The organism is Bacteroides fragilis NCTC 9343 (assembly GCF_000025985.1).
GTDB classification, from domain to species: domain Bacteria; phylum Bacteroidota; class Bacteroidia; order Bacteroidales; family Bacteroidaceae; genus Bacteroides; species Bacteroides fragilis.
On the sequence record NC_003228.3, the window covers coordinates 1,836,497 to 1,850,248 of the forward strand.

The 13,752-nt window shown below is 47.2% G+C and carries 8 protein-coding genes and 1 riboswitch; of the genes, 2 read left to right on the top strand and 6 right to left on the bottom strand.

Annotated elements, in window-relative coordinates:
* The first annotated feature begins 3 nt into the window (after positions 1-3).
* A complete protein-coding gene (locus tag BF9343_RS07275) occupies positions 4-1,542 on the top strand; it encodes a FimB/Mfa2 family fimbrial subunit (protein ID WP_009291965.1) in 1,539 nt (512 codons plus the stop codon).
* A 52-nt stretch (positions 1,543-1,594) separates the two neighbouring features.
* Here the strand turns inward: BF9343_RS07275 and BF9343_RS07280 are convergent, their stop codons facing one another.
* From BF9343_RS07280 to BF9343_RS07300, 4 genes are all read right to left on the bottom strand, one after another.
* Positions 1,595-2,962, bottom strand: coding sequence for a DUF5074 domain-containing protein (locus BF9343_RS07280; protein WP_010992582.1), 1,368 nt, complete (start codon positions 2,960-2,962; stop codon positions 1,595-1,597).
* Positions 2,963-2,997: 35 nt separating this feature from the next.
* Positions 2,998-5,040: a DUF5074 domain-containing protein gene (locus tag BF9343_RS07285; protein ID WP_010992583.1), complete on the bottom strand. Its 2,043-nt coding sequence runs from the start codon at positions 5,038-5,040 to the stop codon at positions 2,998-3,000.
* Positions 5,041-5,086: 46 nt separating this feature from the next.
* Positions 5,087-7,123: a TonB-dependent receptor plug domain-containing protein gene (locus tag BF9343_RS07290; RefSeq protein WP_010992584.1), complete on the bottom strand. Its 2,037-nt coding sequence runs from the start codon at positions 7,121-7,123 to the stop codon at positions 5,087-5,089.
* A 170-nt stretch (positions 7,124-7,293) separates the two neighbouring features.
* Positions 7,294-7,501: riboswitch (cobalamin riboswitch) on the bottom strand.
* A 726-nt stretch (positions 7,502-8,227) separates the two neighbouring features.
* Positions 8,228-9,163 (bottom strand): DUF5106 domain-containing protein, encoded by a 936-nt coding sequence (locus tag BF9343_RS07300; protein WP_010992586.1) that lies wholly within the window; start codon positions 9,161-9,163, stop codon positions 8,228-8,230.
* Between the two features lie 94 nt (positions 9,164-9,257).
* Here BF9343_RS07300 and BF9343_RS07305 point away from each other — a divergent pair, with 94 nt between their 5' ends.
* A complete protein-coding gene (locus tag BF9343_RS07305) occupies positions 9,258-11,096 on the top strand; it encodes a DUF5724 domain-containing protein (protein WP_010992587.1) in 1,839 nt (612 codons plus the stop codon).
* Positions 11,097-11,101: 5 nt separating this feature from the next.
* Here the strand turns inward: BF9343_RS07305 and BF9343_RS07310 are convergent, their stop codons facing one another.
* Both BF9343_RS07310 and BF9343_RS07315 read right to left on the bottom strand, forming a co-directional pair.
* Positions 11,102-12,883: a sensor histidine kinase gene (locus tag BF9343_RS07310; RefSeq protein WP_041926194.1), complete on the bottom strand. Its 1,782-nt coding sequence runs from the start codon at positions 12,881-12,883 to the stop codon at positions 11,102-11,104.
* A 139-nt stretch (positions 12,884-13,022) separates the two neighbouring features.
* On the bottom strand, positions 13,023-13,712 hold the full coding sequence (locus BF9343_RS07315) for a response regulator transcription factor (RefSeq protein WP_005786394.1): 690 nt from the start codon (positions 13,710-13,712) through the stop codon (positions 13,023-13,025).
* Positions 13,713-13,752: the final 40 nt, after the last annotated feature.

Consider the following 13,752-nt stretch of genomic DNA (forward strand, 5'->3'; position numbering starts at 1 on the left):
GAGATGAAAACGAAAGTGATAATAATGATGAGCCTTTTTATTTCTCTCTTCCTGACGGGATGTGAGAAAGAACTGGTCGAAGTGCCCGGTGAAGTTCCCGGGCAACTTCCTCCGGAAGGTAAGCCTTCGGACTTGCCCGACGGATATTTTGAAGTAACCTTCTCAGCCGGATACGGAGGAGGCGATACCCGTACACCCGTCACCGGGACTGATTCACGGGTTCGCCACCTGCGTTACGTCATTTATAAGTCGACAGGTGAGTTTGTGAAAGAAAAGGTGGTGCTGAATACTACGGATGCCGCTCCTTCCTGGCCGATGGCGGCCTTGAAAGATACGCTTCCGAAAGGACAATATACAGCTGTATTTCTGGCCAATGTAGAGAAAACACAGTTTCCGATTCCCGTTTCGGGCGGAGGAACCAACTATGCGGATGTGCTGACGAACTACCGGACAACGCGTGCGAATGCCCGGATCGTGTTACCCGGTGCCGAGTTTACCGACACTTCGGAATTTTATCTGGCCAATGTATCTTTCTCGGATACCTCTGCTCAACCTTATGTACTGTTGCAGCGTATTATCAGTATGCTGAATTTGCGAAGAGTGTTTGTGGATGCACAAACCGCTTTGAATTCTCTGACCAATAATATTGTGACGCAAGTAGGGTATAAGAATATAATCCGGACGACGGTACAAGGCATTTTGCCCGGGTTACTGAAAACGGCAATGAACTTGGGGCCGGTTGGTAATCTTGTCTATGACGTTGTTGGCGGACTCGATGCCGCAGTCAATCTGGTGGTGGCAGCATTGGTAGAACCGGTCGTGGATGCACTGTATGCACAACTTTTGCAAGGGCTGGTCAATCAGATAGGGCTGACTCTTTCCGGTAATGCCACGCAGAACGGTGCATTGGGAGCGTTGGGCGATTTACTGAATCCCTGGCGGGGCAGTGATGCTGCTTATGCTTTAGTGACTATAAACAATTTCCCGAAGACTATGGACTTAGACCTGAATGTAAAGGATTTCTATACGGGCAATCATCGTTTCCGGTATGGATTCACACCTACACCCGGTACGACAAATAGTGAGAAAGATATTCTGATCAGAGGTTTTCATGGCCTATATGATGTGCGGGAGATTCATGTTGCCAAACCCGGACTGATCTCCGGACTATTGGTGGATGACGTGATTGACGGTCCGTTGTTACTGAACGGAGTGTTTGTGAATATCACAGATCCGATACAGGCAACAGTCAATACGAATTACCGATATCGTTCGAACTATTCGTTTGTCAGCCTGGGGCTGAAATCGTATGCACAGCAGAGCGACGGAAACCATTCGCTGACACTCTCTGTACAGTTGAAGAATATTGCTAACCTGGATGGTATCTTGGGAGGAATTCCTGTGCTCGGTCCTGTGTTGAATGGAACCGTTAGATTATTGATTGGCAATATAACGGTTACCGTTCCGGTGAATCTTCCTTTGCTTGGAACCGATAACCTGACGCTGTCCGGTAGCTGGAGTACACCACCGGTGCAGTATTAAAAAATAAAAGGGGTTGTGTCAAAACGTTGATACAACCCCATATTTGTATTAATTATTTAAAAACTATGCTTGAAGGAAACCAATATTTACCTGTATAGTCAATTATTTGCTTTTGTGTTCCGGATTGACCATCAGCCACATAAATATTAGTATTTAAATAATGCGTACCATAGCCATCCTCAGTGTAAATAAGATAGACATCTCCATTTTGAGGATTCACTTGTATGCCTGCACCATATATTGATTGTATTTTGGAAGGGGCTTTGAAAAATTCTTGAGCAATTTTGCTTTCCGTGTTGTATTTGTAGATGTTTTTTCCATAGTAACTATCGCCATAAGCACCTGGCACGACAGTAGTATTAACTATATACAATGCATTTTCTGTTGTAGATGCACATAATCCTGTAGGAGTATATGCCCATTGATTATAAAACACATTTATATTATCAGGTAGCTCAACAGTGGTTTCGTCTAACGTTTTAGGATCGATTTTTATTAACGATTGGCCGTTGGCGGCCCAGATATTTCCATCTTTTGTCTGCGCGAATCCCGTTTTCATTAAAGCGGTTAGTTTTTTTACGAAAGAGAGGTCGGAAGATTTGTAGATCTTTATTGTATCCATATTATTTACGAATACATAATCGCCTGACTTTAAGATGTCTTTACAGCCATTTCCGTTGGCTGACTCGCTATTGAGTTGTGGGAGCATATTGCCGATAGATAATGGATTTAAATTAATTTTATAGGCACCTCTGCTTGCGGTCAATATACCTGTAGTTTCATTAATTGTACAGAAACTGTTTGCTTGTCCGTAGTCTAATTGTTCTTCTATTTCTGTACTTAATTGTTTGGTGATGTTGAAGTTAGCCAGCTCGATTTGGGTTAGATATGGAGCATCTTTAGCTACGATATACATGTATGAATCTTGAATGACTCCAACAGTTCCTGTTTGGCCAAGTGATTCAACAATGTTAAAGTTCCATTTTCCATCTTTATAATAATTTACGGAGGCTGGATCGTGACCTGCCCATCCTTCGTTAATCACATAGAAACCACCGTAATATGCGAAAACATCTACTGTTATTTGGGCTTTATCCGTGTTCCCTTTAGAGTCTTGTGCTTCGAAAATGATCTCGTGTTTTCCTCCAACCGAAGTGCTGAAAGTGTAGTTAACCTCATTGGATACCTCTTTGCCATCTATTTTCCAAGAATAGATTTTAGGGTTAATTAGGTTTAGGGTAGGCTTTAAAGTTAAATCTTCACCTTTAGCAATGATAGTGTCATTGGGAAGACTCAGATTTTCGAAATTCGTAGGATAATAATATTTATCATCATCGTCATTACATGAAGAGATGATTATTGGCAAAGCACAAAGTGCAATAAAGCACATTTTAGTAATTAAAGCATTTATTTTTTTCATGTTACAAAAATTAAATATATAAATAAGTGAGATAATTATTTCTTGTAGTGTAAATCTTCCACCGCCTGTATCTCCGTAGAGGCTTCACCCAGCCAACCGCAGTTCTGGTTGACCGCTGTATAAATCTTCACGAAGTCGATGCCGTCCAGATGAACCGGTTTTCCGTCTTTATCTACCGCCCAGTCTATCTTGAATTGAGAATATTCCGTATTGTTCGGATGGTTGTCGGCATATCCCCAGGCATAACAGTAGCCTACCCAATGCTCGGGCATGCCCGGACGCGGCTCGTTGATGGAGTTGTCCGCCAGGCGGCTTCCGCGGAATGTGATTTCAGCCGGCATCCATGCCGGATAATAAGAACCCTGGGTGTGATACGTGTTCCGGTAGATGTATCCCTCTTTGCCTTGATTGTCTTTCCACTTCACATCCCCGTCTGCCGGAGTGGGACGGTAGTAAGTGATTTCGTAGTTGCGGATGGTGGCAGGCGAGTTATATTCGCTTCCTGCCAATTCGTACCACTCATCATCCGGCAATCCGTTGCCATTCGTGTCTTTGGATACAAGCACGATTCCCGGTTCGGAGTTTCCTCCGGGTTTATCCAGCAGAGTGCCATACATATCATAGTAGGCGTTGCCGTATATCTTGAAGTCATATTCACCGGGGACGTTGGGGATGGTATGGTCGAATCCCACGGTAATGTTACCTCCGAATCCTCCGAGCGTGAAGAGACAGGTGGTGCGGTCCTGCAGCAGTTTGGTGGCGCGTGCCAACACTTGAATACCGGTGAATCCCTCTTCGTAAGCAGTATAAGAGGTATTCATATATTGTGATGGCGCCGGATTATACTCCAATACTTTATTGGCGAAAGCGCCTGCTTCCGGGTCTGCGAGATTTTCATCGGGATTGCCTTGGGAGGCTTTGTTCCGGAACAGGACGGTATTGGAGTTGATTCCCACATTGGGCAGCTTAAATATAAGTTGTCCCTGCGGACTAAAGCATAACACATCTCCTTTCACCTTATAGTCGTAAGCGTCGGTGATGTAGACGTTTCCACTGTAAGGGTTGACACTGATGCTGTAAGGAGTGCGTATCGTGGTGTCGTCTGTGATGAAGTTTTCCCGCTCTGTCTTTCCGGCTTTCAGATTGAAGACTTTGATTTGAGAATCTTGGGTGCGGTAGTCGTAGTTATACAGATAGGCCATGTTGTCGTGAATGGTGAAGCTCAACACCTTTTCGTCGAAAGTCCGTACCACTTGATCGGTATGACCGTCTATTTGTACGAAGTGATAGTCACCCGCCTCTATGTTTTCGCCGTGCGTGGCTACATAGACGCTGCCATCCGGCCCGGCCTGTATATCTCCTGGATTGGGACCTACTTCTATCTTCTTGATTTCAGTGAAAGAAGGGATGTCGATCACAGAGACCGTGCGGTCTACCCCGATGCCTTCCCAGTCCAGTCCTCCGGAATTGGAAACATACAGCTTTCCGTTCTGCACGCAGATGCCGTCAGGGTTTCTGCCCGCCCGGGTCAGTGCGTCGATGGAAAGAGAGGCAGTATCTATTCGCGCCACTGTTCCGTCGAAGGAACACACGTATGCCTTGCCTCCGTCGAAAGCGATGTTGCGGGGTTGCCGGGAACTTCCGTTTTCTGACAGCATGGGTATCTGCTTGACAGACTTGCCGCTTTGCAGGTCGACCACTTCTATCTGGCTCGATACATTGACCACGATATAGAGTTTGCTTCCATAAATGCCCATGTCATTGGCGGTATCCCCCAGGCCGCGTCGGTTGATGCTGCGGAAGTAGTCGGTGTTCAGCTGATTGTTCTTGAAGGAATACAAAGCCAGCGAGCTGTTGTTCAGGTTGAAGAGTCCTTCGCTGAGGATGTAGAGTTCGGCTGTTCCGGTTTCGGCGGGCATACCGTCGTCGCCACCCGAAGGGGTATCCGTGTCTTCCAGGTCATCGCACGAGGCGAAGAGAAGCAGGAAGAGGAGGAAAAAGAAGGACACGCCTCCGATACCTCTCCGAAAGAGGGAAGAGGAATTGCTTCTGCCGTTATTGAATGAAGTTGTTTTCATATTGCTGATTCTTTTGATAATTACTGATTCAATGTCTGGAGTATCTTTAGTATCTTACTTTCATCGTCACTCTCACCGAGCGTCCCGGCATGGGGAAGTTCTTCACTATCTCGTAATTCTTGTCCAGTAAGTTCAGCACTTCCACTGTCAGGGATGTGTTTACGTTACGGATACGCAGATCGCGGCTGACGGATACACTGTGGTCGCTGTAACTGTCCAGCCGGTTTTCGCGAAGGTTCTGTCCCAGCATATAGCGCTTGCCCGAAAAGAGGAACGAGTAGGAGAGGTTCACCCACGGAGTCTCGATGCCGGCTTGTCCCGATCCGGATACACGGGGAGTATAGGCGATTTGTTGCTTGTAGGTTTTCCCTCCCGGTTCGGTCATATCCAGTGCACGCTGATAAGTGTAGTTCCCCGAAAGGTTCACCCGTAGTTTCTCCCAGGGTTGCAGGCTGATGTTTCCGGCAATGTCTATTCCCTTGATGTCCACTTTGCCGAGGTTCACCATGCTCCATATAAAGAGGTTCTTGGTGGGGATGGCGATGATTTTGTCTTTCACCTTATTATAATAAGCATCTGCCGTGACGGATACGTAGGGGATCAGTTCATTGATCGATCGGCTGTACGTCAGTCCCAGGTTGTATTGTGTGGTGCTTTCCGGTTTCAGGTTCGTGTTGCCCACCTGCCCGTAGTACAGGTCGTTGAAGCTGGGCAACCGGAAGATGTCTTTATAGAACAGGCGGATGCGGAACTCTTCGCTGGCAAAGGGCTTGAACGACGCGCTGACGTACGGAGAGAGTTTCCGCCGGTTGGCTGCGGCGCTGCCTTGGCGCACCTCTTCGTTGATGACCGTTGCCAGTACCGAGGCGGATGCCGTCAACCAGTCGTTAACGTATTTTCCGGCAAAAGCCGTCAGCCACGAATAACGGGTAGGATATGCGAAATCTTTCAGGTTCGCGTTCAGCCGGTTGATGCTCGCGTCTGTCGAAAGCGAAAAAGAGAGGTTGCTGAGCACCCGGTAGAGCGCCGAAGCCGAGAGGTAATACTCTTGCTGGTAATAACTGTTCTCCGTTTTGCCTTCCGAACCTTTATAGTCGGGGTCGAGATAACGTTGGTAGCTCCAGTTCCATTTGGCCGAAGTCTGGAAGACCCATTGGCGGCTGAATTCTTTTTTGTATTGGCTTTGCACGAAGACATTCTTATCCCAGAGATGCTGTGAAGAGTAGTCGTAATAGTAAGTCGTGGCATTGGGCAGTCCGCGGGACGACTGATAGTAATAGGCCTTTAGCCGCCATTGTTCCGTATCCGAGAAGTTGCCGAACAATCCCGCTTCGGCACGGAGGTTTTTCACTTCCGTGTTTTTCCGTTTCTCACGGGAGGTCAGGTCATTGTCCTCGCCATAATGCAATGTGAAAGGATAATGACCATCGGCCGACATCCATTCGCCGTTGGCGGAGAGCACCCATTTACGGCTCAGTTTCTGTTCGAGCAGGAGAGACGGATTGACCAGTCCCCACGAACCCGTTTTGAACGAGGCACTCAGGTTGGTACGCCGGTTGTCTTTGAATTGCGGTGTCAGTGTCTGTATGTTCAGTATCCCGGCGGAAGCGAAAAACCTTGCGGGCTGAAAGATGTTGTCGCTTTGTCCGTTGCTGAGTGACAGGCGGTCTACATTGTCCAGTGAGAAACGTCCGATGTCTATTTGCCCCGTCTGGCAGTCGCTGATCGTTATTCCGTCATATCCCACGGCGGTATGCTCGGCTCCGAGACTCCGCAATGAAACGGTTTTCAGTCCGCCGATGCCGCCGTAGTCTTTCACCGTAACTCCGGCAAAGTGTTTCACGGCATCCGACACTTGCAATACGTTGAGGCTTTTGAGTTCTTCTTTAGAGAACACCTGAGTGGGAGCCATGGCTCTCACTTCGCGGGTGTGGTATGCTTCGGCAACGGTTACTTCGGGGATTGAATAAGTACGGGCAGTATCTACTTTCTGCTGCTGGGCGGAAAGCGAAACGGTAAGAGCCTGGCAGCAACAGAAAGCAACACAGGAGTATAATAGCTTAGGTAATCTGAGTATATTCATCTTTGTTTTTTGTTGTTAAAATGTCCGGACGAACTCACTTCGGCCGGACACACTAAATAAACTTGGCAGAGTTTATTATCATAACTTACTTTCTCTGAATCAGAGTGATGAATAAAATGACGGATGGAATAGTTCCGGCTCATTAGACTCAACGCTTTTTCCTCGAAAGCAATGAAAAAGATGCACAGGCAGGTCTTCTGACTCGTTTCTGTTGATAAGCGCCTTCCCAGGAAACGTTTCCCAGTGGCAAGTGGTGGTTGCTTACAACAATCTGATGTGAAACTTACAGCAGCGGGACTGTTCAGGATTTGCACCTGATTCCCTTTTAATTGCATCCCCGGAACACGGAGAATACAAACCAATGCACTGCAAAGATAAAAAGAATATTAGAAATAGCATACTAATTTGTGATTATTCTTTGTGCATCGCAGAGCGGACGGAACAGCATCGGGCAGGTGATCGGAATAACGTAAACAGTCGGTGTCATTTGTCTTGACCCCGGGCGATAATGATGTCAGAATGACGGATAATCGCTCTTTGGGCTGACACACTCTTTCTCTAAAACCGGTGAACCGGAAGAAAAAACGGAGGAAAGCCCGGCTTTTCTGCCCCGAAAGCCGGGTTTTGAGTGGTGAAGAGCCGGGCTTTTGCAGAAAAGAAGCAGGCGTTCACTCCAAAAGACGGGTACATTTGCTCCGAAAGAAGTAAGCATTTTCCAAAAAGGTTTACTTCTTTTTCAAATATCTCTATATGTTATGCTCCATTACATATATTGTCATGAAAACCGGGACTTATAGCTCCGGGTTTTGTTCCGGTTGCTTACCGGATATGATCGTTCGGGGAGTGTCGGAAAGAGCGGGTTTGTCTCTAAAAAACTGCTTTATGGACGGAACATTTCCAGGTAGCTTTCTTCCGGTGGATAAAAGGAGGTAATTACTGTCGAATGGATGAACGGGCAATCGAATAGGGAGCGTTTTTCAGAACCTTGCCGTGTATCGGCCCGAAAGAACGGAAAATAGAGAGGTCGGATTATCATTCTGTCAAAATGATAACCCGACCTTCCGTATGTCTTTGGAGTGAAATGCCCCGCTTCGGTATGCTTGTTCAGCCGCGTTCTGCCAGATACTGCTCTACCTTTTGCAGGGTGGCGTCTTTCAGCAATACGGTTTTGTTCTTATCCAGTAAATAAAGAGTGGGAATGGCTCTCAGGTCATACAGGTTTTTGTTTTTGATGACCAGTTCTTTATCATATCCGTTGGTCCATTCTTTCGCAAAGTCGTTGCGGTGCTTTTTCCATTCATCCAATTCTTCATCCGGATAGATGGACAGGACTTTCAGTTTCTTGGCGGCTGTGAATCCGTTGATGACCGGAGAAGCCTTTAACCCCTCTATCATCTCCGCGCACGCATGGCAACCCGGATTGTTGATAAACAGCAGTGTGTATTCCGCAGGGAACTGATAAAGCGTACCCTTGACGCCCGAATCCAATGTGTAGGTGAAGTTGAGTGCCTTAGTGCCTAACCGGTTCTTCTGTGCCAGCTCCAACCGTGCCTGCGGACGTATCTTCGCCGTTTCGTCCAGTGCGGGAGAGGCAATCAGGGCTTCCAGTACCGGGATATAGAATTCTTCGTTGCGCATAGGCGAGTTGGGATCGTACAGATATTTATCGGCCAGTTCCTCAAAGAAATGAAGCATCTTCCGGTTCTTCTCCGCCCGGTTGAAAGTTTCTTTCATGGCAGTTTGTGCCACAGGCAAGGGCACATGTTCCAACAGGTCACAATAGTCTACCCAAGCCTGTTCGGGCACTTCGGCCTGATTGATGTAGGTGGTGTCCGAGAAGTCGAAACGATCCCAATAGTGTTTTACCATATAGTCCGTACGTTGTTCTACGGTATTCAGTACTACAGGTATCTGGGGTAAATTGAAAATTTTAACCGTATCTTGCTTTTCGGAAGGCTCCTGACTAGAGGCGGAACCGCTTTTACAGGCACTGAATGCCAGTATCAAGGCAAATGAAAGGTATTTTACATTGTTCATCATAATCTTTTGTTTTGATATGGGACAAAGATAGTATTTTTATTCTATATTTGTACTTAGTCATGAAAACGTCAGACACACAACAAGCAAATTGAACATGGAGAATAAAAAAGGACAACCTACTACAGAGGCAATCTTTAGGGGAATACAGTCAGGAAAAGTATTAGAGCTTTTTGACAAACTACAATATCAGATCGCCATTCATGGTGATCTGACTTATAGTGATCCTTGGGGGGAGGTACACCGGTTCAGGGATCAATTTGAAAGTGCGAAACACGACTCGGATTCACCAACGGCGATAGGGCGCTATCCGTTTGCCGATGTATGGATACATTTTTATGAGACGGAAGTGAAGGATTATTCGCTTCTACTGGAAATGTGCCTGATGGCATCCCATTCACGGACTAGTGTCTGGCGTAAAGGTTTCGGGACGTTACTCGATAAATTATACGGAAAAATACCTTTGGTGGAGTACGAACAGGCATTGGAACATCTGGAACATCCCTATGCCCTGAGTGAAATTCTCTGGGCTTTGGAGTGGGACTATCGGGACCAGGAGGTGTATCTGAAGTTTTCACATTACATCCTGCTCCATCTTTTGCCCTTGCTTACTCCCCGGAATATCACCTTCCTGTATAGCGTGCGCGAGTGGTTTGGTTCCACCAGTGATCATCGTGTCGTGCTTGTTCATTGTTATTGGATAGACTGCTGGCTGAAGCACCCGAAACGTTTACTGACCGATGATGAATTTACGGCCGATTTCAAGATACGTTACGAACTCTATCGTTTGTGTAATTTCTTATCCTATAAGGAAGAGCCCTATCCGCTTGAGTTCCCTATTCGTGCTGTCGACTTCGGGAGAGCCTGTCAGATGGGGCTTCTGTCCGAAGATACACTGATGGTCGAACTGATGGATCGTCCCCTGTCGCCTGTGTTGATAGAAGAGGCTGTGGACTTTTTCTATAAGAAAGACCAAAAGGAGAAACGGCTGTATACCGATTGCCGGGATTATGATTTCAGCCGTTTCAAGAAAGTATTGGAAAAAGTAACGGAACGTATCCTCGACATCGAGCTGGAAAGGGGAGAAGCCTGTACCGATGTCACTTCGTTGGCTCGGAAGCTGGACGGGGTGACCGGAGCCGAACTAATGATCCGCTTGTTGAGTCTGATGGGTAAGGAGAAATTCATACGGCTCGATAAATGGTACTACGATACCGGAGAAAGCCGTACAGGTATGTTCTGTCATCTGATGTTACATTGCGCTCCTTCGCCGACAGATACGCCGGACTGGTTGAAGATGCTCGTCGAACGGGCGGGTATCACTCCGAAGCGCCTGGTGGAGATGGCCGTGTATTCTCCCCGTTGGCTGGAGATGGTAGAAGAGGCTATCGGATGGAAAGGCCTGACCTGTGCGGCAAATTTGTTTTATGCTTACACAAGGGAGTGTTATGATGATGTGGATGAGGCAAGAATCACGCCTTATACACTCTTGTCACCTTTGGAGATCTCGGTGGGAGTGGTGGATACGGCATGGTTTTGGAAAGCCTACAATGCACTGGGACGCGAACGTTACGAAAAAGTTTTCGCGGCTTCCAAGGCTGTTACGGAATCTTCCGGTGTATATAGCCGTTTCCGGAAGTATACGGATGCTCTTGTGGGAAAGTATACGATAGCACAGTTGGAAAGCCTGGTGATGGACAACCGGAATAAAGATTGGGTGCGTGCCTATCCGCTTGCCCCGTTTGCCGGAAAAGCCCGGAAGAAAGAGGTAGATGCGCGGCTCCGCTTCCTCAAGGCTTTCTGGCTAAGCAGTGACACCCTGTCCGGACGTCATACTGCTGAAAAGGAGGCCGTACAGGTGGCTCTTGACAACCTTACCGGAAATTCCGGACTGGGGAATCTGGATACCAGGTGGTTTAAAAAGAAGGTCTGGTGATGGCTCTACCTCTCCTTAGCCAGGGTGAATACAAACTCCAGACCGCCTCCCTGGTTGTTTTTGGCCGATATGTTTCCGCCGTGGAGGATAACGGCATTCTTGACAATGGCCAGTCCTAACCCCGTGCCTCCCAGTTTGCGAGAGCGCCCTTTGTCCACTCGGTAAAAGCGTTCGAAAAGACGGTTCAGGTGTTCGGGCGACACTCCGACGCCTGTGTCGGCAAAGCTGAAGTAGTAGAACTTCTCGTCTTCGCGGAAACAGTTGATGTGGATTTGGATATTGTTTCCGGCGTAAGCGATGGCATTGTCCATCAGGTTGCGGAAGATGGAGTAGAGCAGCGAGTAGTTGCCCCGTATCTGAATCTCTTTCTTCAGTGAATTGACCACCGTGATGTGTTTCTCTTCCAGTTCCAGGGATACCTCGTTCACGATGTTGGTCACCAGGACACTGATGTCCATCTTTTCCATGTCGATCATGTTGGCGGCCTCGTCCATACGCGTCAGTACGGAGATGTCACGCAATAATCGGCTCAGGCGGTTACTCTGTGCATAACAGCGTTCAAGGAACACATTCATCTTTTCCTTCGGGAGGTTTTCGTTGTTGACAATGGTCTCCAGGTAACCCTGGATACTGCTGACCGGAGTTTTCAATTCATGCGCGATGTTTTGTGTCAGTTGCCGTTTCAGGCGGATCTGCTCTTCTTCCTGAGTGACGTCGTTGATGCTGATCTCAAAGCTCATATCCTGGAAGATGATGCACTCCACGATAAAAGTTTTCCCGTTTTTATTGATAGTGATGGACATTCGTTTCTCCTCCTTGCCGACGGGACGTTTGGGAGCTTTGTTGATGAAGTCCGTTATCTCTTTGAGCTCGCTGATATTGAATACCTCTTCTGCCGTTTCCAGGTTTGAGTCCGATATCAGATTGCTGTATTGGGTAAACAAGTTGTTGACCAGGATCTCTTTTTTGTCTTTATTGAATACTCCCAGCCCTTCATGCGAAATCTGCAGGTGTGTGATCAGCTTCTCCCTCTCGATGTAGAGTGCCTCTTTCGTTTCGTGGAGACGTTTGTATATCTGAATGATGTGTTGCGAAATCTCACCCAGTTCATTGTGGGGGAAGGCCGACTGCATCGCCATTTCGATAGGTTCATTGCGGTCGGCACGCATAGCGAATTCGCGGAGCTGGCTGATGGAAGTGCCCAGCTTGTTGGTAAACTTATAGAAGATGATCATCAGCAACAGGGTGACGATAACGGTGAACCAGATGTAATGCGGGTCCGCTTTCAGGTTATTGATCAGGCTGACACTGTAGGGCAGAGCCGAGCGGATGATGTAGTCCTTATATAAGGTGGCGGAGTAGAAGTAGGGGACTCCGGTTGTTTCGGAGGTGCGGCGTACATCGAAGCCGACCCCATTGTACAAGGCCTTTTGTACCTCTTCCCGGTCGAGATGATTGCCCAACTGCTCCACATTCTGTTCCTGACTGTCGAAAAGCACTTTCCCATCGAGGTTTACTACAGTGATGCGCAAATCTTTCAATACGTTATGTTGCAGGTAATCGGAGATCACCTCAGTCATATCCTGTGGGTGATCGTACAACTTCTCGTACAGCAGATTATTGCAATCCTGTAACTGTATATTCAGTAACTCTACTTTATACTCTTTCTCCCTCTGATACTGATAGGCCATGAAGCAGGCGGCAAACACCAGGAACAGGGAAATGACCGAAAGGAATAACTTCCGGCTGAAAGAGAGAAAGTGCTTTTGGGTGACAGGTAGGTTCATATATGTAATGTTTTTGAGTTTTGATTCACCACAGAGTAACAGGAGTCTCACAGGGTTTTAATCTCTTGTTTATAGGATATTAAGAGAAAATAATCTTTGTGGAACTCTGTGCTACTCTGTGGTGAGGTCCGATTCGCCTCTATTCCGTTTCGAAGCAATAACCGTATCCCAGGCGGGTGACGATACGTTTACCGTAGGTACCGATCTTTTTCCGTAACCGGGTGATGTTGACGTCTATGGTGCGGTCCAGTACATAGACTTCGTCGCTCCAGATCCGGCTCAGAATATCTTCGCGCGAGAAGACGCGTCCCTTGTTTTGTAACAGCAGGAAGAGGATTTCGAACTCTTTCTTGGTCAGGGGTACTTCTTCGCCGTCGATGCTTACTTTCTTTTTGGTAATATCGATCACCAGAGACTGGTAGCAAAGTTGTTCGGGTGCTTTTTCCGTATCGGAGGTAGCAGTACGCCGGAGCACGGCCTTTACACGGGCAATGACCTCACGCAGGGAGAAGGGCTTTGAAATATAGTCGTCCGCTCCCAGGTTGAATCCGGTGACGGTGTCATTTTCCGTATCTTTGGCAGTGATGAATATAATGGGAACCTGCGCTGTCTTTTTATCCTTTTTCAGCAGATTGGCCATTTTGAATCCGGAAATTTCCCCCATCATGACATCCAATAACAGCAGGTGATAGCTGCTGATATTCATTTTCAGGGCCTCTTCCGCAGAGTTGGCAGTATCTACTTCATACCCTTCGTTCTCAAGATTGAACTTCAGAATCTCACAGAGGTCTTCTTCATCGTCGACCACTAAAATACGGTAATCGTTCATTGTATTCTTTGTTAATGTAATACTACAAAGTTAAACTTTA

Coding starts and splice junctions, on each gene's coding strand:
- BF9343_RS07285 (WP_010992583.1), bottom strand. CDS start 5,040: ATGAAAACAACTTCATTCAATAACGGCAGAAGCAATTCCTCTTCCCTC.
- BF9343_RS07310 (WP_041926194.1), bottom strand. CDS start 12,883: ATGAACCTACCTGTCACCCAAAAGCACTTTCTCTCTTTCAGCCGGAAG.
- BF9343_RS07305 (WP_010992587.1), top strand. CDS start 9,258: ATGGAGAATAAAAAAGGACAACCTACTACAGAGGCAATCTTTAGGGGA.
- BF9343_RS07300 (WP_010992586.1), bottom strand. CDS start 9,163: ATGATGAACAATGTAAAATACCTTTCATTTGCCTTGATACTGGCATTC.
- BF9343_RS07275 (WP_009291965.1), top strand. CDS start 4: ATGAAAACGAAAGTGATAATAATGATGAGCCTTTTTATTTCTCTCTTC.
- BF9343_RS07280 (WP_010992582.1), bottom strand. CDS start 2,962: ATGAAAAAAATAAATGCTTTAATTACTAAAATGTGCTTTATTGCACTT.
- BF9343_RS07315 (WP_005786394.1), bottom strand. CDS start 13,712: ATGAACGATTACCGTATTTTAGTGGTCGACGATGAAGAAGACCTCTGT.
- BF9343_RS07290 (WP_010992584.1), bottom strand. CDS start 7,123: ATGAATATACTCAGATTACCTAAGCTATTATACTCCTGTGTTGCTTTC.